A 21,547-nucleotide genomic window follows, 5' to 3' on the forward strand; every position below is an offset into this window, starting at 1 on the left:
TGGCATTTACTTCTTTCATCGCACCACTTTTCATTTCTCCCTCTGCGAGAAAAAGAAAGAGGGTGTAAATCCTGATGAAAGAAATTAATTCACTATTAAATTACATTTTTGGATGAGTGATTTTCCATGCACGGTGAATCTTCTGATTACGCTTGAAATCAGGACCGATGGTTTCATGGGTGATTTCTTCCACATCAAAGAATGCCAAGATTTCTGCATCCATTTCAAAGCCACGATAATTATTTGAGAAGTAGAGTGTACCTTCAGTGGTTAAACGGTTCATGGCACGTTTAATCAAAGATAAGTGGTCACGTTGTACGTCAAAAGTACCGTAGAATTTCTTCGAGTTTGAGAATGTCGGTGGATCGATAAAGATCAGTTCATACTGCTCATGACCTTCTTTCAGCCATTCGAAACAGTCAGATGCAAAGAACTGATGTTGCTCATCAGCATGATCTACAGTCAGGCCGTTCAAGACGAAGTTTTCTTTTGACCAGTTCAAATAGGTATTCGACAAATCCACACTCGTCGTACTTGCTGCACCACCCAGTGCTGCATGTAAACTTGCCGTAGAGGTATAGCTATACAGATTCAGGAAATGCTTACCTTTGGCCTCTTTAGCAATACGTAAACGCATTTGACGGTGATCGAGGAACAGACCGGTATCCAGATAATCGGTCAGGTTGACCAGAATCTTGGCTTGACCTTCCTGCACGATAAAACGTTTAGACGCCGTGCTTTGTTTGGTGTACTGGTTTTTGCCTTCCTGACGAGCACGGGTCTTGATAAAGATCGCATCACGACCTAAACCTGTCACAGCACGAATCGCCTGCAAAGCCAGGTTAAAACGTTTTTTAGCTTTTTCAGGATCAATTTTTTTCGGTGGGGCATATTCCTGAACGTGCAGACGCTCACCATACAGGTCTACTGCGATATTAAAATCAGGTAAGTCTGCATCATACAAACGTAGACAGTGAATATTTTCTTTCACCGCCCATTTTTTCAGAGTTTGCATATTCTTGGTCAGACGGTTGGCAAATTCCATAGCACCTTCGATTGGCTCGAATTGCTGTGGTTGCCAGCTTTCCAGGAATGGACGTACCACTGCAGCCGGTTTAACTGTACCGAAACGGATATAGATCGGTAATTTACCGTTCATCAGGCGTAGAATTTGCGGATCATTGAACGCCAAGACATCCGCCTGTTCAACTTGTGACGCAATCACTGCTGCTTTTTGATTGGGGAAATTCTTTTGCAGCAGATTAGACAAACCTAAGTACAACGCACGGTTAGAAGCCTTGTCACCTAAACGCTCACCATAAGGCGGGTTGGTCACGAAGAATACTTTCTTGCCTTCGGCCTGGAAATCAGGCCAGTCATTTAAGGTACGTTCTTCGATCATAATCTGGTCAAGCGCTGATTCAAAACCTGCCGCAATGATATTTTGCTTGGTGGCTTTTACCGCTTCCCAGTCAGCATCGAAGGCATAAAATTTTGGTAATGGATTTTCCAGCGCAGCTTTATGACGTTCAGCAGCTTCGGCTTTAATACCCATCCACAGTTCATGATCATGACCATTCCAGCCGTTAAAGCCGAAACGACGTACCAGGCCTGGTGCACGATCAGTCAGAATCATTAAAGATTCAATAATAAAGGTACCTGAACCACACATAGGATCAACCACGATATCCGGGTTGATGTCTTTCAGGCCACCTTTTTGCAGGATCGCTGCTGCCAGGTTTTCTTTGATTGGTGCTTCAGTCATAAAGCGACGATAGCCACGTTTATGCAGCGAATCACCAGAAAGGTCCAGACAGTAGGTATGGGCTTTTTTACCAGCCAGAATATACATAGTGATTTCTGGCTGTTTGGTATCGATACTTGGACGTTTACCCACGGCTTCCATAAAGGAATCCACGACACCATCTTTAGCACGCAAAGTGGCAAATTGGGTATTGACCTTGATATCACGTTCGACATGCAGACGAATTGCGAAGGTACTTTGTGGTGCAAAAATTAGTGACCAGTCAAAGCTGATTGCACCTTCATAAAGCTCTTCAGCCACATCACGCGCATCATGGGAGAATTCAATTTCATGTGTGTGGATTGGCATCAGGACACGTGAAGCCAGACGCGACCACATACAGATGCGGTACGCATTTTCCAGTGTACCTTTAAAGGTCAGACGACCCGGGAAACGTTCAATATCCTGAACACCTAAACCTTTGATTTCTTCTTCTAATAAGGTTTCCAGACCATCGGCACAGGTGACCCAATAATTGCTTAAACGTGAAGAGGTATTCATAAAATAGAGAGACCGGAAAAGAATAAATAAAAACTGCGCTCAGTTTACCGTATTTTGCCTTTTAAAGCTTTTGAAATTGTTTCGATTGGCTTTGAAATTTCACCTGAACAAGCCCGCTACAATGAAATAAATATTAAATACATGATAAGTGAATCAAATTGGTATGGAAATTGCTCCTTATACAAAATGAGACTGTAGCCACTGGGGAGGGGCTACAGTCTCATTTTTTAAATAATTGGGGGTTTAAAATGGTAAATGGGGATAGCTTTTCAATTGCAACTTTAATTTATGCGCGTTTAAGACGTATTTCCGGTCGTGTAATTGATGCAATCTACCTGTCTGAAAATAAAGACTATGCAAAGCATGTGATTGAGCTGGCTATAGCAACTCAAGATGAGGAGTTATCACGACTGGTAGAAAAATTAAGACAGGTTTTCGATCTGTCTATGGATCAGGATGAATCTCTAACAGATACAACTCAGCATGTTCAGGATGACTGGATTGTAGTGGAACCGACACAAGAAGATATTCATCGCGCCCAAGTTGCCCATCGTTATATTGGCGCATTGCGCTAAGCTGGTTATGAGTGCAGATGCACCAGACTGATGCACTCATTTTTTTGCATGCAAAAAAATAGCAATCTGAGAAAAAGGTTAAATTATCTTATTGAAAAAATACATAGGAATTTCAAAATCAATTTTTATTATCAAGTCGGTTTTTGTACAAGTAGCCGATTTCCCAAGTGCGAACAGAAGTGAATCTCTGTATAATACGTTGACTTAACGTATAAGGAATCTCTCATGCACTTGGCTGCATTGCATACACCGAGCCAGATTCAACTCAATAAAGAAGGCAATCTAAAACACTTCTTGACTATCGAAGGTCTTTCTAAAGAAACTCTTACAAAAATACTGGACACTGCGGCGTCCTTTTTTAATGACCAAAATCAGCTCATTACCAATAATTTGCTCGAAGGGCGAACGGTAATGAACCTCTTCTTCGAAAACTCTACCCGTACTCGTACCACTTTTGAAGCAGCTGCAAAGCGCCTTTCTGCTAACGTTCTTAATATCGATATCGCACGTTCAAGTACCTCTAAAGGTGAAACGCTGCGTGATACCTTGTGGAACCTTGAAGCAATGGCAGCGGACATTTTCGTGGTACGTCATTCATCTTCTGGTGCAGCGCATTTTATTGCCAAAGATGTCTGCCCAAATCTGGCCATCATTAATGCGGGGGATGGCCGTCATGCCCATCCAACCCAAGCCATGTTAGATATGCTCACGATTCGCCGTGAGACTAAAAAGAATTTTGAAGATATTTCAATTGCGATTATCGGTGACATCAAGCACTCACGTGTAGCGCGTTCGGATGTCGCAGCTTTGCAAACCTTGGGCTGTAAAGATATTCGTGTTATTGCACCCAATACTTTACTTCCTTATGGCTTCGATGATTACGGTCCAGAAGTTCGTTTGTTCAATAATATGGAAGACGGCATCAAAGACTGCGACGTGATCATTACCTTACGTATTCAGAACGAGCGGATTGATTCACCAGCGCTATCTTCACAGGCTGAATTCTACAAAATGTATGGCCTGAATAAAGAACGTCTTGCCATGGCGAAACCCGATTGTATCGTGATGCATCCGGGTCCAATGAACCGTGGTGTAGAGATTGATTCCAGTATCGCAGATGGTCCACAGTCAGTGATTCTGAATCAGGTGACCAACGGGATTGCAGTACGTATGGCGGTGTTGGCACTTTCAATGCAGGGCCAGCTCCAGGAACAAGGTTTGATTGAAGCGATTGCGGTATAAGGAATAAGTCATGTCTATTGTTAAAATTGAGAATGTTCGAGTTCTAGACCCAATCGAAAAAACTGACAGTGTACAAACAGTTTATCTGGAAAATGGTAAGCGTATTGCTGAAACTGCAAATGTGTCAGAAACGATTAATGGTCAAGGTAAATGGCTGATGCCTACTATGGTCGATCTGTGTGCACGTTTACGTGAACCTGGTCAGCAACAGCATGGTACCTTGAAATCTGAAGGCAAGGCAGCACGTGAAAACGGTATTCTGCATGTGTTTACGCCACCTGATTCAAAGCCAATCGTACAGGACAATGGTGCCTTGATTCATGGTCTGGTTGAAAAAGCCATGCTGGATGGCGGCATCTATCTGGAAGTGATTGGTGCGCAGACACAAGGTTTAAATGGACAACAGCCGGCAAATATGGCGGGTCTGAAAAAAGGTGGTTGTAGTGCTGTATCCAATGCCAGCGCGCCGTTTGCCAATGATGATGTAGTCCTGCGTACCCTAGAATATGCAGCAGGTCTTAACCTGACTGTAGTGTTCTATGCAGAAGAACCGCAAATTGCCAAAGATGGCTGTGTGCATGAGGGTTTTATTGCATCACGTCAAGGTTTACCAATGATTCCGGCACTGGCAGAGACTGTCGCGATTGCTAAATATCTGCTGATGATTGAAGCGACTAAAGTGCATGCACACTTTGGTTTGTTATCTTGTGGTGCTTCGGTTGAGCTGATCCGCATTGCCAAAGAAAAAGGTCTCCCAGTAACATGTGATGTGGCGATGCATCAGTTACATTTAACTGATGCACTGATTGACGGCTTTAACTCACTGGCTCATGTTCGTCCGCCATTACGTTCTGAATCAGATAAAGAGTTACTGCGTCAAGGCGTGAAGTCTGGAGTGATTGATGCGATCTGTACCCATCACGAACCACTCAGCAGCTCTGCAAAAATGGCGCCGTTTGCAGAAACTCAGCCTGGCTTTACTGCATTTGATACCTTCCTTCCATTTGGTTTGCAACTGATCAAAGAAGGTCTGTTTAGTCCATTGGAATGGGTAGAGAAAGTGACGATTGCACCTGCCAAGGTCGCTAAAATGCAAGAGCGCTGGATGAATGAGGCAGGTTGGGTGCTGCTTGATCCTGAAATAGAATGGACTTTGACGAAAGAGAGCATTGTGTCACAAGGTAAAAATACACCATTGATCAATCAAAAGGTTAAAGGAAAAGTTTTACAAAGCTTTGTGCCAGCATAAATCAGTTCCTGATTGTTTTTATTAAAGTCAGCTGCGGCTGGCTTTTTTTATTTTGGTAAACATATCATTAACTAGCACTATTGAAATGTTATGATTTTCATACAACTATTTACATTTTCTAAAAAGATCGGGTCTTAAACTGAATAAATATTAATCATTAAAAAATCAAAAGAATGGTGACTTTATGAATGACGACCTGATTCAACGATTAAAATATCATGTTACTCCGAGGGTGCTGCAAGGCGAAACAGAATATGTTGCTGCCAAAGAGCAGGCGCTGGCGCAATTTTATCCTATTTTCCTGAGTATATTGCGTGTGCATCCGGAACAGGCAGAAACTCTCAGTCAGCAATTAAATCCAAAGATTAGTGAATTGTTCACAGAAAAACCTGAAATCAAACAACGTCTGCTCGAGCATCTGGCCAGCCTGTCCGATAGCGTGCCACAAGAGCAGCTTGAACAGACCTTAAACCGTTCGATTAAACCAACTATTGAGTATCTAAAAACAGAAGCTGATGCATCTAATCCTGATGCAATTAATTATGTAATTGAAACCAATAATGATTCAATTCAAAAAGCGTTGCCGACCTGGGCATCACAGCTGTTACTTGCTATAGGTGCATCGCCACTGGTTGGCCATCATCCAACACCTGTACCGGGAATTGATCCTGAACCTGTTGAACCAGCGATTCAAAAAGAAAGAAGATCACGTTTTTTAATTCCGGTCATTGCCTTTATTATCGTGGCTGCTTTAATTATGTTCTTCTTCCGAGGCTGTACACGTGATGATGATCCAGATGATATCCGGGATATGCAAAATGCATCTAAAGCAGTCGCAACTGAAACTGCATTTCTAAAATTAAGTACTGGAAGTGAGGGGCAGATTACTAGCTGTCAGGTACAGATTAATGATCCTCAGTATATGGAAATTCTACAAAACGAGATCAAACAGATTTTTAATTATAATATCGGTTGCGGTTCAGAAAATAATGATAATTACCATTCTGAATTCACCGATCAGGATACGATTCCATCTGTATTAAAAGCAATGCAGGGTGTGCCAAATGTCAGCTTGCATTGGGAAGGAAAACAGGTTTCTGTACAAGCCGGGAATTCAGCCGATGCTGAACGTATTGCAGGTGAAATTCGCCAGCTAGCAAAAAATATGACGGTCATTACCCAAAAACCTATTAGTACTGCAAAGGCGATTAATACGCCGAGCAATGAAGCTGAAAAAGTCTTGGCAAGTATGCCTATAGAACAAATCCAAGCCTTAGATGTTGCGACAGCTTTAAATCTGCAAGCAATTAACTTTGCTCCAGGTTCAACTGAAATCCCGACCATCAACCAGTCGATTCTGGATCAGACAGCAGCTTTAATGAAACGTGCGCCACAAGTTCATTTACGAGTGATTGGTCACACAGATGCTCAAGGCGATGAAGAACTAAATAAACAACTTTCTTTACAGCGTGCTCAGGCGATTGTTAACTATCTGGTAAAACAGGGGGTCGATCCTGCCCAGTTGAATGCGATAGGTATGGGGCCGGCTCAACCCAATGCATCAAATGCTAAAGATGTAGACCGTTATAAAAACCGTCGTATTGCCTTTGAAGTCATGAATACCAATACCGGGACTGTACGTGCGGTCGATGACCAAGGTGTAAAACAGAAGGTGTAAATTTAAGACTAAAGAACGGTTTATTTAAATAGCCTATTTAACTAGATTGATCAAAATGAAAAGGACGAATTGCTTCGTCCTTTTTTTATTGGCATGCTGTGCGCAATTGATCAGGAATATGAGTAAATGCGGATTACTATCATCGGGGCAGGGCGAGTGGCTTATCATCTTACCCGTGTATTGTCAGTACAGCATGAGATTGTGCAGATTTATAGCCGGACCTTGGAAAAAGCACAGCAATTGGCAGATCAATTCCAGGCACAGGCAATTGAAAAGCCTGAGCAACTGGATAATCGTGTGGATCTGGTCATTATTGCGGTTAGTGACCAGTCAATTGCCATGGTTATTGAACAGATTCATCCATATTTACCGAATAACCTGATCGTACATACTTCCGGCAGTACTCATTTAGATGTGCTGAAACAAATCCATGTACGTGCTGGTGTATTCTATCCATTACAAACCTTTAGTCTGGAACGTGAGATTAACTGGGAAAATACACCTTTATTTATCGAAGCACATGATCGCGAAGACCAAAATATCCTTCAAAATTTAGCAACTAGCCTAAGCGGTAGAGTTTATTCGTATAGTTCAGCGCAACGCCTAAGTCTGCATTTAGCTGCAGTCTTTGCATGTAATTTTAGTAACTACTGTTACGACATGGCCAAACAGGTAGTCGATGCACAGCAAGTGGATTTTGGTCTGCTTTATCCATTAATTCTGGAAACAGCAAATAAAGCGACACAGAATGATCCACGCCAGATGCAGACAGGTCCTGCTATGCGGAGAGATCAAAATATTCTGAATATGCATCAATCCATGCTGGAACAGTCACAACGTGGTGATCTGGCAGAAGTATATGCCTTGATGAGTCAGCAGATCCTGCAACGCCATCAAGCTTCCTGAACCTGAAAAATATATAGGTAACTGAATTGCATGCAGATTTCTCGATCAAGCATCGAGTTTAATTCTGAATATCAATTGTTCTATTTTCAGAAAATATCTTAAGTTGAGAAGATAATAATGAAAATGGAACAATAACAATGCAACAGGAATTTGACTACATCATTATTGGTGGAGGGAGCGCGGGATGCGTACTGGCCAGCCGTCTCAGTGAAGATCCCACTATTTCTGTCTTTTGGAAGCAGGTGGGCATGGCAATGCCTGGACAGTAAATATTCCGGCAGCCTGTGTCATGAGTTTACCAACCAAAATTAACAACTGGGCTTTTGAAACCGTTCCACAAAAAGGATTGAATGGACGTAAAGGTTATCAGCCACGTGGTAAATGTCTGGGGGGTTCCTCAGCAATTAATGCCATGATTTATATCCGTGGCAATCGTGCCGATTATGATGATTGGGCAGCACAAGGCTGTACTGGCTGGTCTTATGATGAAGTACTGCCATATTTTATCCGATCTGAGAATAACCATCGCATTCAGAATGAATATCATGGTAATGCAGGCCCTTTACATGTATCCGATGTGCAAACAGACAGTATTTTCCATGAGCGATATTTACAGGCAGCACGTGAGCAGGGCTATCCAGTGCTGGATGATTTTAATGGTGCAGAGCAGGAAGGCTTAGGGGTTTATCAGGTGACTCATGATAATGGTGAGCGTTGTAGCGCAGCTCGAGCTTATCTGTTTCCACATTTGAATCGTCCGAATTTGACCATATGGACTAAAGCCACCACGCATAAAATTATAATCGAACAAAAAGCGGCAGTTGGGGTGCAGGTGCAACATGCGGGTCAATTAAAAACGTTACGAGCACGACAGGAAGTTTTGCTCTCGGCAGGTGCTATGCAATCTCCACACCTATTGATGCTATCTGGAATTGGTGATGCTGAAGAACTGAAACAACACGGTATCGAGCTCAAGCACCACTTGCCAGGGGTTGGAAAGAATTTTCATGATCACCCCGATTTTATTTTCGGCTATAGCGTCAAGGAATTTGCCGGAACTTTCGGGATATCCATGTCAGGTTCACTGGATATGTTTAAGCAGATTGGGCGATATCGCAGTGAACGCCGCGGCATGATTGCGTCTAATTTTGCTGAATGTGGAGGATTCATTAAAAGCTCGCCAGCACTGAAAATTCCCAATCTGCAACTGCATTTCGTGGTGGCATTAGTGGATGACCATGCACGTAAGTTCCGCAGAAACCACGGTATTTCCTGTCATGTCTGTTTATTAAATCCACGCAGCCGTGGTTCAATTAAACTGAGCGGGCCAAATATTCATGATCCGCTATTGATTGATCCAAATTTCTTGAACGATGAACGCGATTTGGATGATCTGGTCCAAGGCTTTAAACTGACACAAAAATTGATGCAGTCACCATCGCTTTCCAGTCTGTATAAGCAGGATTTATTTACTGCGCAGGTAAAAAATGATGAGGATATTCGGGAAATCCTGCGCAATCGGGTAGATACGGTGTATCACCCAGTCGGTAGTTGCAAGATGGGCGTTGATGATATGTCTGTAGTCGATCCTGAATTATGTGTCTATGGCATTCAAAATCTGCGGGTGATTGATGCTTCAGTCATGCCATCGGTCGTGAATGGCAATACCAATGCACCAACAATTATGATTGCAGAAAAAGCTGTGGATCTGATCCAGGCAAGACAGCAAACATCGAAAGTTGCTTAAAAATATGAGAATTTCTTTTTACAGAATAAATAGGGACCGTATATGACGTCATGGGAACAAGGTGCAAACCTAGATATTACCAAATACATGCAGGATATTTTCCAGCAGCAGCGCCAGGCATGTTTGCAAGCAGCATATCCAGACTATGAGCAGCGTCAACAGCAACTTAAAACACTATATCAAATGGTGGTGGAGCATCAGCATGAGATGGCTGCTGCTATTAGTCGGGATTTCTCGAACCGGAGTCTTAACGAAACCAAGCTGTTTGAAGTGCTGACCAGTTTGAATGGACTGAAACACAGCTTGAAACATCTGAAAAAATGGATGAAGCCGAGTAAACGTCAGGTTGGTATTCTGTTTCAGCCAGCCACGGGTTATGTGATGTATCAGCCGGTAGGCGTGGTTGGTATTGTGGTGCCGTGGAATTATCCGCTTTTCCTCGCCATAGGTCCTTTGGGCCAGGCCTTGGCTGCGGGTAACCGGGTCATGCTGAAAATGAGTGAATATACCCCGGAATTTTCCAGTCTGTTTCAACAGCTGATTGCCCGTTATTTCCCAGCTGACCAGATTGCTGTAGTTACGGGGGATGCACAAGTCGCGCAGCAATTTACTAATTTGCCATTTGATCATTTGCTCTTTACTGGCGCGACTTCAATTGCACGTCATGTGATGCATGCGGCGGCGGAGAATCTGACCCCAGTCACACTGGAGCTCGGCGGTAAGTCACCTGTTATAGTCGCGAAAGATGCTGATTTACAGGAAAGCGCACGCCGTCTGGCTTTTGGCAAAACCATGAATGCCGGGCAGACCTGTGTAGCACCAGATTATACATTTGTGCATCAGTCACAAATCCAAGCTTTTATTGAAGCTTACTTCGATGCTATTCGACAATTTTATCCAAATAGTATTTTAAGCAATCCGGATTATACAACCATCATTAATGATCGGCAGCTTGCTCGATTACAGCGATATATTGAGGATGCTCAGGCCAAAGGTGCACAGTTGCATCAGATTGAACATGGGGGAGATGGGCGCCGTTTGCCGCACCTGGTCCTGACCAATGTTCATGACGATATGTTGATCATGCAGAATGAAATCTTTGGCCCACTTCTACCTGTCATTGGCTATGAGCAGATGGATGAAGTAATTAACTACATCAACCAGCATGACCGGCCATTGGCACTATATTATTTTGGCTATAACAAAGCTGAGCAACAAAAAGTATTACATGCGACACATAGCGGTGGAGTTTGTCTCAATGAAACCTTGATGACGGCAGGTATGGAGGATATGCCCTTTGGTGGGATTGGCCCATCTGGAATGGGACATTATCATGGACATGAAGGCTTTAAGACCTTTAGTCATGCCAAGTCGGTATTTAGCCGTCCAAAATTCAGTTTGATGAAGCTGATTTATCCACCGTATGGCAGTTCGATTTTAAAATTGATTTATCGTATCTTCTTGCGTTAAAGTGAGTAATGCCTAGGAAAAATTGCCTGGCATAAAGATGATCAATCTATTTTTCTTTCTAAAATTGATTTCAGATATTCTGATCGCGATCATTCATTAATTCGAAGATAAATTCTTTTCATAAAAAAGCGCTGAATTATCAGCGCTTTTTTTGGATTCCTCTTGGATTAAGAGATTTTCTTAAAGATAAAGTCATTAATCTTGTGACCGGCTTCAATACCACGACGCTCGAATTTGGTTTGAGGACGCCAGTCAGGACGAGGATAACTGTTGCCTTTACCTGCCAGGTTTTCCAAACGTGGACGCTCTTCAAGCACTTCCAGCATCCATTCAGCATACGGTTCCCAGTCAGTCGCAGCGTGGAATGTACCGCCGAGCTCTAACTTTTGTTCAACCAATGGCATGCGGTCGTGTGATACGAAACGGCGTTTGAAGTGACGTTTTTTCTGCCATGGATCAGGGAAATACAACTGCACCGTGTTGATACTGTTATCCGGCATTTCACGTAGGACTTGAATTGCATCGGCATCCAGGACACGCAAGTTGGTTAAGCCTTCCATACCTGCTTCATACACACATTGTGCGATGCCAGGTACGTGCACTTCAATACCGACAAAATTACGTTCAGGATTGGCTTTGGCCATCAATACCAGTGAACGACCCATACCGAACCCGATTTCTACAGTCAATGGACGTTCAGGGTGCTCAAAATGCTGACGCAAATCACCCACCGGATATTCCAAAATTAAGTGACCATATTGTTCAAGCGCAGTACGTTGAGAGGTATTTAATGGCGCTGAGCGGCGCATAAACGTCACAATTTCACGGTGCTCGCTTAAATTGTCCAGCTCCACGACTTGCTGGTCTAATTGATCGTTCGACATAACTTTGGCAAATCTAAAAATTCAGAATGCGGTATTTTAAGTCCTGAGCGGAGCAAGTCAAACTTTTCTCAGGAATTCACTACTAAAAACTGGCATTGAGCTTATTCCTCAGAAAAATAAAAGGGCCAATTGGCCCTTTTAAATCATATGAATGATGATCAGGTTTGATAACGGTCGACCAAAGTACTGCTGGCTTCATTCAGTCCAGTCACCTGAACATCAATTCCTTGGGCTTTAAATTTCTGTACGACGTTATTGAACATATTCACAGAAGTGACATCCCAAATATGGGCATGGGTCAGATCAAGTTCAACAACTGCCAGGTTTTCCTTAAAGTCAAAGAACTGATAGAAACGGTCTGAACTGCTAAAAAAGATCTGCCCGGAAATCACATAACGACGAGAACGTTCATCTAGCAAATGAGTATATACGTGAACCGTATTTTCCAGTTTGTTGATAAAGAACAGGGCAGACAATACCACGCCGATTAACACGCCTAATGCCAGGTTATGGGTCACCAAAACTACCAGCACAACAGTAATCATCACCACATTAAAAGCAAGCGGATGCTTGTTAAACTGCTTGATAGCACCCCACTGGAAGGTGGTAAATGACACCATGATCATAATGGCTACCAGTGCTGCCATCGGGATATAAGCCAGCCAATCTTTTAGAAATACCACTAGGCAAAGTAGGAACACGCCTGCCACAAGCGTAGACAGACGGGTACGTGCACCAGACGAGACATTGATAATCGACTGTCCAATCATGGCACAACCGGCCATTCCACCCATAAAACCGCTGACGATATTGGCCATACCCTGACCACGGCATTCCTGATGGCGGTCACTTTCAGAATCGGTGACTTCATCGACTACAGTGGTGGTCATCATGGTTTCAAGTAAACCGACAGTGGCCAAAGTCGCTGAATAAGGAAAAATAATTTGTAGTGTTTCAAAGTTCAGCGGAATTTCTGGAATCAAGAAAACTGGTAAGGTATCTGGAAAATGTCCTAAGTCACTCACGGTACGCATATCTGATCCGAGGACAAGAGCCAGACCGCTGAGGACGATAATACAGATCAGTGGAGAAGGGATGGCTTTACCAATTTTCGGAAGATAAGGAAATAAATAGATAATTGCCAAACCGATCGCAACAAACAGATAACCGGTCACATCCATTTTTTGCATTTCCGGGATTTGCGCAACAAAAATCAGAATCGCCAAGGCATTCAAGAAGCCATAGACCACTGATTGCGAAACAAAGCGCATCAATTTGGCAACTTTAAATGAACCGGCAATTACCTGAATAATCCCGGTTAATATAGTGGCAGCCAGTAAGTATTGCAGACCATGCTCCTTGACCAAAGTAATCATGAGGAGCGCCATCGCACCAGTTGCTGCCGAGATCATTGCTGGGCGACCACCGAAGAAGGCAATAGATACCGCGATACAGAAAGATGCGTACAGACCGACTTGAGGATCGACGCCAGCAATGGCAGAAAACGCAATCGATTCTGGAATGAGGGCTAATCCGACCACCAGGCCAGCCAGAACATCAGTGCGGATATTGGAAAACCATTCTTCTTTTTTCAGACTTATCACAGAATTTCATCATTTCACTTTTAACCCCGCGTATCTTAATCGTCCTGGTATAAAAATCCACACAAGAATGACTTGAAAATGTCTGGAATATACTCAATATTGAAGAAGTAAATGTCTTTTGGCGGCAGTTACGCTTTTTTGCAATTTACAGGTTTGATCACTTGAAAGTTTGTTAGAAGCGATTTAAAACATTGAGAAGTAGATAACAAGGATCAGAAATGAAGCTTTACTATGCACCTGGTGCATGCTCGTTGGCAGCACATATTATTTTAAATGAAATTAATGTTGATTTTGATTTGGAACGTGTTGATTTAAAAACACATAAAACTGAGAAAGGCACAGATTATTACGAGATCAATCCAAAAGGCTATGTTCCAGCACTGGAAATTAACCCGGGCCTGATTCTGACTGAGAACGTTGCGATTCTTCCATTTCTGGCACAACACGATCCAAAACAAGATTTAATTCCTCCATCAGGTATGGGACGTGCCAAAGTCCTGGAATGGTTAGGTTACCTAAACTCAGAATTACATGATGCTTATGCGGTATTCTTTGGTGCGCCAATGGATGAGGAAGCCAAGAAAAAGGCGTATGCAGAAATTGACCGCTTATTAAGTTACATTGATAAAGCCATTGGTGGATCAGACAATGATTACCTGGTGGATGATAACTTTGGACCAGCAGATGCTTATCTGTTTGTACTTACTAACTGGTCAAATCATATCGAACACGATTTGACACCTTATAAAAATATCATTCACATTCGTAATAAAGTCGCAGAGCGTCAGTCAGTACAGATTGCTATGCGTGATGAAGGATTAATTCCTTAATACATCGTAGCAAATCAATAAAGGACTCGATTGAGTCCTTTATTTTTGCACTTAATTTTCTTATCAACGAGTTTATTTAAAGAAATAACCTGTCTCAGGCGAGCTGGCATTCGCCATACGCTTATGTGGCATGCGACCCGCTAAGAATGCTTCACGACCAGCTTCTACTGCTTTACGCATAGCAGATGCCATTAAGACTGGATTCTGTGCTGCTGCAATGGCTGTATTCATCAACACGCCATCACAACCGAGTTCCATCGCAATTGCTGCATCACTGGCTGTGCCGACACCAGCATCGACCAGTACAGGCACTTTGGCATTTTCCTTAATGATAGAAATGGTATGAGGATTCAGAATTCCCAGACCTGAGCCGATCAAACTTCCCAAAGGCATGATCGCAACACAACCCATGCTTTCCAGTTCCTGCGCCACGATTGGATCATCTGATGTATACACCATAATTTCAAAACCATCATCAATCAGGGTGCGTGCTGCTTTTAAAGTTTCAGTGATATTTGGATATAAGGTTTTTTCGTCACCCAGAACTTCCAGTTTTACCAAGTTATGACCATCCAGCAGCTCACGTGCCAGCATACAGGTGCGTATAGCACTGTTAGCATCAAAACAGCCAGCGGTGTTTGGCAGAATGGTATATTTTTCGGGTGGAATCACGGATAGCAGATTTGGCTGGTCAGGATGCTGGCCGATATTCACGCGACGGATTGCAACCGTAACAATTTCAGCACCACTCGCCTGAATCGCCTGATCTGTTTCCTGTAAGTCTTTATATTTTCCTGTACCAACCAACAGACGTGACTGGAACTGGCGTGAGCCAATTTGAAGTAAATCTTGCATAGTATTTCCGAACCTTAGCCGCCACCGACAGCGTGAATAATTTCGATTTTGTCTGCCTCACAGATTGGCGTTGCTGCCAGTCTACTTTTGGGAACGATCATTTCATTGACTTCAACGGCATAGCGCTTACCTTCAAGCGCAAGGTGCTGAACCAGTTCCATTAAGGTGGTGCAGTCAGTCTGTTGTTGTTCGCCATTGATATAGATGTTCATTTTGGCACCCTCTGAATGTGATCAGTTCTTACTTGATGTATTTAAATGCATTCCAGGCCAGGGTCAGCCAGCCTGCAATCATCAGTGCGCCTCCGATCGGGGTAATTGCACCCAAACCACGCGGTAAACCAAGTGCCATAATATAAAGTGAACCACTGAACAGTAAAATGCCCAATTGAATCAAAATAAAACTTGGTTTAATCGGCAATTGTGGAATCACTTTTGCCAGAATGCCTAACAGCAACAAGCCGAGCGCATGATAGAAAAAGTAATCGGTTGCAGTCTGCCACCAGCCAAGCTGTGCTTCAGTTGCACGTGCTTTCAAGCCATGCGCACCAAAAGCACCCAGCATTACTGCAAGGGCCAGATTAATCGCTGAAATTGCAATCCACATCTGAACTGATCTTCCTGTAAATTTTGCGCTTAACCTTAGCATAAAAGTACGGGCTGAAACACCGTATTAAAAGACAAAAAAGCCTTCACATCTGAAGGCTTTATACAGGACATGAAATCTAGTTGGAAGACATCGCAACTTTAATTTTTTCCATGGCATTCTTTTCCAGCTGACGAATACGTTCGGCAGAAACGTTATATTCTGCGGCAAGCTCATGCAGGGTAGATTTTTCATCATCCAGCCAGCGACGCTGCAAGATGTTACGTGAACGGTCATCTAGTTGTTCCATGGCATCGTGCAGGGCGGCTGTACTTTGTTCTTCATAGTCTTCATTTTCAATCAGACGTGCCGGATCATAACGGTTATCTTCCAGATACAGCGCTGGAGCGACATGACCTGAACCTTCATCGTCATCATCACCTGAAGCTTCAAATGCTGCATCATAGGCAGTCAGTCGCCCTTCCATTTCCAGAACCTGTTCGGGGGTCACATTCAGGTCATTGGCAATTGATCGAGCCTCATCTAATGTCAACTTTTTAGATGACTTTTTCAGACTACGCAGGTTAAAGAACAGTTTGCGCTGAGCTTTAGTTGTCGCAATTTTGACAATACGCCAGTTACGGATTACATATTCGTGGATTTCAGCCTTAATCCAGTGCACGGCAAAGGAAACAAGACGAACACCCATATTCGGGTCAAAGCGTTTAACCGCTTTCATTAAGCCAAGGTTACCTTCCTGAATCAGGTCACCTTGAGGCAGGCCATAACCTGCATAACTACGTGCAATATGGACTACAAAACGCAGGTGAGACATCACCAGCATTTTTGCTGCATCCAGATCTTGGTCATAGAAATATCGGTCTGCCAACTCTTTTTCTTGTTCGGCAGTTAAAATAGGAATCTGATTGACAGTACTAATATAAGCACCGAGATTGACACCTGGCGCCGATAATGACAGGGGCATCAATTGATTGCTGCTGTCACTCATGTGTTCTCCTTGAGGAATAACGGGATCATTCCCAAATCTAAGATTTATGTTAATCCAATCTCCAGTCAAATGATGGATATTTGGGTAGAGATATGTAAACTTTTATACGAATGTGGAGATAAATAGTTTAATTGAAAATTTTTAAGATTCAATTATGTAGTGAAACTCCACGTCAGAAATTTGTTGCATATCATACTTCAGCTGATTTAACTCACAGTAACGCGAAACATCAATCTGGCTGTGTGGATCTGATGATTTCAGCAGAAAGGTTTCGCCGGGATGGCTTTTCAGGGCACGCTTTAACATCAATAACGGCATAGGGCATGGTTTACCTATGGCATCGACGGTGCGAATCTGATCTGCGTTGTCAATCATTTCCGTAATATTCATTCGACTTTAAAAGGGGTCTAAATATTAGCAAATAGGATGCCAAATCCCAACTTTTTTAAAAAAATATAAACGAAATAATAATTAAAAAAACCTTATGCAAATTTCTGAAAAAAATAGCGAAATCAATTAGAACAAACCTAAAAAAAGGCTATTAATTGTTATAAACCCATGTTAAGCTCGATGAGTTAGTGGGATTTTAGATAAACAAATTGATTGTTTTTCGTCCTGCAAATAAATGGATGTAACCGGGATTTTGTTAATAGTTTTACAGAATGATTACAAGCTTAAAAATAATATTTTCAAACTTGTTTGCTCTGCTGTTTGCAACACCGGGTGGTCCTTCTTTTCGGTACAATGAGGATTAACTTATGACAGTTGCTCGCGAACAAGGCGTAGTTAAGTGGTTTAACGATACTAAAGGCTTCGGCTTTATTCAACGCAATGGTGGTGATGACGTATTCGTTCATTTCCGTGCAATCCAAGGTGACGGTCACCGTTCACTTCGTGATGGCCAACGTGTTGAATTCAGTGTTGTAAAAGGCCAAAAAGGCTTCCAGGCTGAAGAAGTTCAACCATTAGACTAATCTTCGGATTAAGCTAATAAAACGCCCCAATATAAATTGGGGCGTTTTTTGTTTATACTGTCTGTATCTTAGTGATTATCTATTTAGAGCACCGCTTTATGTCATCTGGTTTTGAAACCTTAAATTTACATCCTAATCTAAAACAAGCGATTGATGCTTTAGGCTTTTCTTCTATGACGCCTATTCAGGAGAAGGTTTTAAAATTCACATTGGCAGGTCACGATGCAATTGGTCGTGCGCAAACGGGTACGGGCAAAACAGCGGCCTTCCTGGTGAGTATCATCAATGATCTATTGAATAATCCTGTTCAGGAACAGCGTTATCGTGGTGAGCCACGTGCACTGATTCTGGCACCGACTCGTGAACTTGCACTACAAATCGAAAGTGATGCGCATGAGCTGAACAAGTTTACTGATCTGAGTGTCGTGACGCTGCTTGGTGGTGTGGATTTTGACAAGCAAAAAGCACAGCTCGATAAGGCACCTGTGGACATCATGGTTGCTACTCCAGGTCGCTTGATTGACTTTGTTGAACAAAAAGAAGTTTGGTTAGATCAGATTGAATTCCTGGTGATTGATGAAGCAGACCGCCTGCTGGATATGGGCTTTATCCCTTCAGTGAAACGTATCGTACGTTTCTCGCCACGTAAGGAACAGCGCCAAACTCTGATGTTCTCGGCAACTTTTAGCTATGACGTATTGAATCTGGCACAACAGTGGTTATTTGAACCCGTAACGGTTGAAATTGAGCCAGAAAAGAAAACCAATGCGGACGTTGAACAACGTGTATATATGGTTGCCAAGGCAGATAAATATAAACTGCTACAAGACATTTTGCGTGATGAACCGATTGAGAAGGTCATGATTTTTGCCAACCGTCGTGATCAGGTGCGTAAACTCTATGATCATCTGAAACGTGACAACTATAAAGTGGTGATGCTTTCTGGTGAAATTGCCCAAGACAAGCGCTTAAAAATGCTGGACCAGTTTAAAAATGGAAAACACAATATCATGATCGCAACTGATGTAGCAGGTCGTGGTATTCATGTGGATGGTGTATCGCATGTAGTGAACTTTACCCTGCCAGAACAGTCTGATGACTATGTACACCGTATTGGTCGCACTGGACGGGCCGGGACTCGTGGTGTCAGTATCAGTTTCCTGTCGGAAGACGATGCGTTCTATCTTCCAGAAATTGAAAAAGCGATTGGTCAAAAATTACCATTGACCCGCCTGGAAGGCTATTGCTAATTTCCAGTTCGTAAAAAAACCGCTCATTGAGCGGTTTTTTTATCTAGCTAAAAATGCTTTAGTTAGACTGGCAACGGAAAGTCAGGGTAGTTTGGTAATCATCATCTGAATTAATGCTATTGCCTGTACCTGCAATATTACCAAGTACTGTGGCAGCAGCCTGAATAATCTGCCCAGTCTGCTCATCTACCACGCCTTTCAGTGCGCCATCATAGGTGGACTGTTCATCTACAATAATAGCTGTTGATCGTGAACCACAAGTTTTAGAGGCGGCGTTCACGGCATTATTTTTGGCAATGACTTGGGTCTTACCTAATCCGGTGACTTCAAATTGATTATTTTCTTTGCGGATTGCAGTTGTGTTGGTTGGATTAGTACTACACGCAGTCAGAGCGAGTGCAGTGGCAATAGCTGCACCCATTGTTAATATTTTTGTCATGTCTAAAAACCCGTCAAGATCAGATAATCGTATAATTAATCACATAATCATCTTTAGAATCTGTACAGCATGTATAAATTTGGAAATTTTCAGTATTAGCCATGTCATTCTCGTAAACGCTATTTAATGATTGTTATCAGAAACGAAAACAGTGAGCTAAATGTATCTGAGCAAGAAGAATAAAAATGAAGGATATAGAGAATCCCAAGATGAATATGCTAATCTTGAATACAGTTTTTAAGTATAGAAATACAAGGCAATGACCGAATCAACGATCGAAATCGTTCATCAGAATATTCATCAACGTCAATCTATTGGTCAGCTGATTGCCCCGGCACCCAATGCTGAACAGCTGGAAATAGCCTTTCAGGCTGCGCTGACTGCGCCAGATCACCACCGTTTAAAACCTACTGAATTTGTAGTTATTCCAGATGATAAGCGTGAAGCTTTTGGTGAGTTATTGTCTCAGGCATTAATCGATCTGGGCCAAACTGAAGCTGCTCAGATTGAGCGGGTAAAACATCATCCTTTCCGTGCACCTTTACTGGTTCTGGCTTTGACCCGTTTAAAAGATCATCCCAAGGTGCCGCATTTTGAGCAGATTCTGAGCTCTGGTGCCGCAATTCAGAATTTCTTATTGTCCCTGCAAGCTCAAGGTTTTTCGACCATGTGGCGTAGTGGCGCTGTAGTAGAATCGTTATACTTTAAACAGGCTTTAGGAATTTCAGGTGATGATCTGGTTTCAGGCATCATTTATATTGGAACGGCGGCAAAAACTATTGCGCCACGTGCAGAAATCCATACAGAAGCATTTGTCAGCCAGTGGAATCCATCACATTAATTTGGCTAGATAAGGATATTAGAAACACATGTCAGAATTAAAATTTTCAGATCTGGTTGAACCTGTAGAAATTGATCGTAAGACTGCGTTGCGAATTACAGTGTTGGGTGGTGGTAGTTTTGGTACAGCAATGGCAAATACTGCAGTACGCAATGGCTGTGACACCATGATCTGGATTCGTGATGAAGCCACGGCTGCGGATATTAATGCCACGCATATGAACAAGCGTTACCTGCCAGATTTTCAGCTCGAGCCTGCATTATTGGCAGTTTCTGATTTAGAAAAAGCAGTACGTGATCGTGACATTATTCTGGTGGCAATTCCAAGCCATTCTTTTCGTGATGTGCTGAAGCAGATTAAGCCTTTTATTAGCTCTCAGGCCGTGATTTCACTGACCAAAGGTATTGAAGCGAAAACCTTTAGTTTTATGAGTGATATCATCCGGGAAGAATTACCTGAAGTGCCATATGGTGTACTTTCAGGCCCGAACCTGGCGAAGGAAATTGTGGCGGGCCAGCCAGCAGGGACTGTGATTGCAAGTGATTCTGAACTGGTGCGTTATGCAGTACAGCAAGCTTTGCACAGTGCTTTATTCCGTGTCTTTGCCAGCGATGATGTGCATGGTGTAGAGCTTGGTGGTGCGCTGAAAAATATTTATGCAGTCGCAATGGGTATGGCAGCCGCCTATAACGTCGGTGAAAATACCAAGAGTATGATTCTGACCCGTGCCTTGGCAGAAATGAGCCGTTTTGCGGTGAAGCTTGGTGCGAATCCATTAACCTTCCTGGGGCTGTCGGGTGTAGGTGATCTATTCGCTACCTGTAATAGTCCGTTAAGCCGAAACTATCAGGTTGGTTATGCGCTGGGTAAAGGCAAAACTCTGGAACAGGCAACTACTGAACTAGGTCAGACGGCGGAAGGGATTAATACTATTGTACAGGTAAAAGCACGTTCAGAAGAACTGGATGTATACATGCCAATTACCTGTGCCTTGTATGCTGTGATCTTTGAAGGTGCACCGCCGATGAGTATTGCAGTGTCTTTAATGAAAAATGGTCATCGCAGTGATGTGGAATTTGTCTTGCCACATCATCAAGTCTGATT

20 protein-coding genes and 1 pseudogene are annotated in these 21,547 nt (G+C 42.8%); 12 read left to right on the forward strand and 9 right to left on the reverse strand.

Going from position 1 to position 21,547, the window contains the following annotated elements; genetic code table 11:
- Positions 1–100 precede the first annotated feature (100 nt).
- Positions 101–2,305: a bifunctional 23S rRNA (guanine(2069)-N(7))-methyltransferase RlmK/23S rRNA (guanine(2445)-N(2))-methyltransferase RlmL gene (rlmKL, locus tag F955_RS10115; RefSeq protein WP_004894138.1), complete on the reverse strand. Its 2,205-nt coding sequence runs from the start codon at positions 2,303–2,305 to the stop codon at positions 101–103.
- A 248-nt stretch (positions 2,306–2,553) separates the two neighbouring features.
- Between rlmKL and F955_RS10120 the strand changes: the two genes are divergently transcribed.
- From F955_RS10120 to F955_RS10150, 7 genes and pseudogenes are all read left to right on the forward strand, one after another.
- The gene (locus F955_RS10120; protein ID WP_004894140.1) at positions 2,554–2,880 is read left to right on the forward strand and encodes a hypothetical protein; all 327 of its coding nucleotides are present in this window, start codon (positions 2,554–2,556) and stop codon (positions 2,878–2,880) included.
- A gap of 225 nt (positions 2,881–3,105) precedes the next feature.
- On the forward strand, positions 3,106–4,122 hold the full coding sequence (locus tag F955_RS10125) for an aspartate carbamoyltransferase catalytic subunit (RefSeq protein WP_004812299.1): 1,017 nt from the start codon (positions 3,106–3,108) through the stop codon (positions 4,120–4,122).
- Between the two features lie 10 nt (positions 4,123–4,132).
- A complete protein-coding gene (locus F955_RS10130; RefSeq protein ID WP_004812302.1) occupies positions 4,133–5,371 on the forward strand; it encodes a dihydroorotase in 1,239 nt (412 codons plus the stop codon).
- A 184-nt stretch (positions 5,372–5,555) separates the two neighbouring features.
- Complete coding sequence (locus tag F955_RS10135; RefSeq protein WP_004894141.1) at positions 5,556–7,049, forward strand: OmpA family protein; 1,494 nt, start codon at positions 5,556–5,558, stop codon at positions 7,047–7,049.
- Between the two features lie 126 nt (positions 7,050–7,175).
- Positions 7,176–7,955 carry a Rossmann-like and DUF2520 domain-containing protein gene (locus F955_RS10140; protein ID WP_004894145.1) on the forward strand — a complete coding sequence of 260 codons (780 nt, stop codon included), beginning with the start codon at positions 7,176–7,178 and terminating at the stop codon, positions 7,953–7,955.
- A gap of 137 nt (positions 7,956–8,092) precedes the next feature.
- Positions 8,093–9,702 (forward strand): annotated as a pseudogene (locus F955_RS10145) (GMC family oxidoreductase).
- Between the two features lie 42 nt (positions 9,703–9,744).
- Positions 9,745–11,172: a coniferyl aldehyde dehydrogenase gene (locus F955_RS10150; RefSeq protein WP_004894151.1), complete on the forward strand. Its 1,428-nt coding sequence runs from the start codon at positions 9,745–9,747 to the stop codon at positions 11,170–11,172.
- Between the two features lie 167 nt (positions 11,173–11,339).
- Here the strand turns inward: F955_RS10150 and trmB are convergent, their stop codons facing one another.
- Both trmB and F955_RS10160 read right to left on the reverse strand, forming a co-directional pair.
- Positions 11,340–12,056 (reverse strand): tRNA (guanosine(46)-N7)-methyltransferase TrmB, encoded by a 717-nt coding sequence (gene trmB, locus F955_RS10155; RefSeq protein ID WP_004894155.1) that lies wholly within the window; start codon positions 12,054–12,056, stop codon positions 11,340–11,342.
- 158 nt (positions 12,057–12,214) lie between these two features.
- On the reverse strand, positions 12,215–13,660 hold the full coding sequence (locus F955_RS10160; protein ID WP_004894158.1) for a SulP family inorganic anion transporter: 1,446 nt from the start codon (positions 13,658–13,660) through the stop codon (positions 12,215–12,217).
- 218 nt (positions 13,661–13,878) lie between these two features.
- Here F955_RS10160 and F955_RS10165 point away from each other — a divergent pair, with 218 nt between their 5' ends.
- The gene (locus F955_RS10165) at positions 13,879–14,490 is read left to right on the forward strand and encodes a glutathione binding-like protein (RefSeq protein WP_004894159.1); all 612 of its coding nucleotides are present in this window, start codon (positions 13,879–13,881) and stop codon (positions 14,488–14,490) included.
- A 72-nt stretch (positions 14,491–14,562) separates the two neighbouring features.
- Here F955_RS10165 and F955_RS10170 read toward each other — a convergent pair whose 3' ends face one another.
- The 5 genes from F955_RS10170 to F955_RS10190 form a co-directional block, all read right to left on the reverse strand.
- A complete protein-coding gene (locus F955_RS10170) occupies positions 14,563–15,345 on the reverse strand; it encodes a thiazole synthase (RefSeq protein ID WP_004894161.1) in 783 nt (260 codons plus the stop codon).
- 14 nt (positions 15,346–15,359) lie between these two features.
- Positions 15,360–15,557, reverse strand: a complete 198-nt coding sequence (gene thiS / locus F955_RS10175) for a sulfur carrier protein ThiS (protein ID WP_004812315.1) — start codon at positions 15,555–15,557, stop codon at positions 15,360–15,362.
- A gap of 28 nt (positions 15,558–15,585) precedes the next feature.
- Positions 15,586–15,951 (reverse strand): DUF423 domain-containing protein, encoded by a 366-nt coding sequence (locus F955_RS10180; protein ID WP_004894164.1) that lies wholly within the window; start codon positions 15,949–15,951, stop codon positions 15,586–15,588.
- Positions 15,952–16,069: 118 nt separating this feature from the next.
- A complete protein-coding gene (gene rpoH, locus F955_RS10185; RefSeq protein WP_004894167.1) occupies positions 16,070–16,939 on the reverse strand; it encodes an RNA polymerase sigma factor RpoH in 870 nt (289 codons plus the stop codon).
- 141 nt (positions 16,940–17,080) lie between these two features.
- Positions 17,081–17,314 (reverse strand): sulfurtransferase TusA family protein, encoded by a 234-nt coding sequence (locus tag F955_RS10190; RefSeq protein WP_008306543.1) that lies wholly within the window; start codon positions 17,312–17,314, stop codon positions 17,081–17,083.
- Positions 17,315–17,697: 383 nt separating this feature from the next.
- Here F955_RS10190 and F955_RS10195 point away from each other — a divergent pair, with 383 nt between their 5' ends.
- Together F955_RS10195 and rhlB are read left to right on the forward strand one after the other, a co-directional pair.
- Entirely contained in the window at positions 17,698–17,913 is a 216-nt protein-coding gene (locus F955_RS10195) for a cold-shock protein (protein WP_004894173.1), read from the forward strand.
- 98 nt (positions 17,914–18,011) lie between these two features.
- Positions 18,012–19,163, forward strand: a complete 1,152-nt coding sequence (gene rhlB, locus F955_RS10200; RefSeq protein WP_004894176.1) for an ATP-dependent RNA helicase RhlB — start codon at positions 18,012–18,014, stop codon at positions 19,161–19,163.
- A 58-nt stretch (positions 19,164–19,221) separates the two neighbouring features.
- Here the strand turns inward: rhlB and F955_RS10205 are convergent, their stop codons facing one another.
- Positions 19,222–19,602 (reverse strand): hypothetical protein, encoded by a 381-nt coding sequence (locus F955_RS10205; protein WP_004812322.1) that lies wholly within the window; start codon positions 19,600–19,602, stop codon positions 19,222–19,224.
- Positions 19,603–19,861: 259 nt separating this feature from the next.
- Here F955_RS10205 and F955_RS10210 point away from each other — a divergent pair, with 259 nt between their 5' ends.
- Both F955_RS10210 and F955_RS10215 read left to right on the forward strand, forming a co-directional pair.
- Positions 19,862–20,443, forward strand: coding sequence for a nitroreductase family protein (locus tag F955_RS10210; protein ID WP_004894177.1), 582 nt, complete (start codon positions 19,862–19,864; stop codon positions 20,441–20,443).
- A gap of 28 nt (positions 20,444–20,471) precedes the next feature.
- A complete protein-coding gene (locus tag F955_RS10215) occupies positions 20,472–21,545 on the forward strand; it encodes an NAD(P)H-dependent glycerol-3-phosphate dehydrogenase (protein WP_004812326.1) in 1,074 nt (357 codons plus the stop codon).
- Positions 21,546–21,547 lie beyond the last annotated feature (2 nt).

It is taken from the genome of Acinetobacter schindleri CIP 107287 (assembly GCF_000368625.1).
GTDB lineage: Bacteria > Pseudomonadota > Gammaproteobacteria > Pseudomonadales > Moraxellaceae > Acinetobacter > Acinetobacter schindleri.

What these genes read in the sequence shown, in the direction of transcription:
- rlmKL (WP_004894138.1), bottom strand. Translation starts at nt 2,305, where the DNA reads ATGAATACCTCTTCACGTTTAAGCAATTATTGGGTCACCTGTGCCGAT.
- F955_RS10120 (WP_004894140.1), top strand. Translation starts at nt 2,554, where the DNA reads ATGGTAAATGGGGATAGCTTTTCAATTGCAACTTTAATTTATGCGCGT.
- F955_RS10125 (WP_004812299.1), top strand. Translation starts at nt 3,106, where the DNA reads ATGCACTTGGCTGCATTGCATACACCGAGCCAGATTCAACTCAATAAA.
- F955_RS10130 (WP_004812302.1), top strand. Translation starts at nt 4,133, where the DNA reads ATGTCTATTGTTAAAATTGAGAATGTTCGAGTTCTAGACCCAATCGAA.
- F955_RS10135 (WP_004894141.1), top strand. Translation starts at nt 5,556, where the DNA reads ATGAATGACGACCTGATTCAACGATTAAAATATCATGTTACTCCGAGG.
- F955_RS10140 (WP_004894145.1), top strand. Translation starts at nt 7,176, where the DNA reads ATGCGGATTACTATCATCGGGGCAGGGCGAGTGGCTTATCATCTTACC.
- F955_RS10150 (WP_004894151.1), top strand. Translation starts at nt 9,745, where the DNA reads ATGACGTCATGGGAACAAGGTGCAAACCTAGATATTACCAAATACATG.
- trmB (WP_004894155.1), bottom strand. Translation starts at nt 12,056, where the DNA reads ATGTCGAACGATCAATTAGACCAGCAAGTCGTGGAGCTGGACAATTTA.
- F955_RS10165 (WP_004894159.1), top strand. Translation starts at nt 13,879, where the DNA reads ATGAAGCTTTACTATGCACCTGGTGCATGCTCGTTGGCAGCACATATT.
- F955_RS10170 (WP_004894161.1), bottom strand. Translation starts at nt 15,345, where the DNA reads ATGCAAGATTTACTTCAAATTGGCTCACGCCAGTTCCAGTCACGTCTG.
- thiS (WP_004812315.1), bottom strand. Translation starts at nt 15,557, where the DNA reads ATGAACATCTATATCAATGGCGAACAACAACAGACTGACTGCACCACC.
- F955_RS10180 (WP_004894164.1), bottom strand. Translation starts at nt 15,951, where the DNA reads ATGTGGATTGCAATTTCAGCGATTAATCTGGCCCTTGCAGTAATGCTG.
- rpoH (WP_004894167.1), bottom strand. Translation starts at nt 16,939, where the DNA reads ATGAGTGACAGCAGCAATCAATTGATGCCCCTGTCATTATCGGCGCCA.
- F955_RS10190 (WP_008306543.1), bottom strand. Translation starts at nt 17,314, where the DNA reads ATGATTGACAACGCAGATCAGATTCGCACCGTCGATGCCATAGGTAAA.
- F955_RS10195 (WP_004894173.1), top strand. Translation starts at nt 17,698, where the DNA reads ATGACAGTTGCTCGCGAACAAGGCGTAGTTAAGTGGTTTAACGATACT.
- rhlB (WP_004894176.1), top strand. Translation starts at nt 18,012, where the DNA reads ATGTCATCTGGTTTTGAAACCTTAAATTTACATCCTAATCTAAAACAA.
- F955_RS10205 (WP_004812322.1), bottom strand. Translation starts at nt 19,602, where the DNA reads ATGACAAAAATATTAACAATGGGTGCAGCTATTGCCACTGCACTCGCT.
- F955_RS10210 (WP_004894177.1), top strand. Translation starts at nt 19,862, where the DNA reads ATGACCGAATCAACGATCGAAATCGTTCATCAGAATATTCATCAACGT.
- F955_RS10215 (WP_004812326.1), top strand. Translation starts at nt 20,472, where the DNA reads ATGTCAGAATTAAAATTTTCAGATCTGGTTGAACCTGTAGAAATTGAT.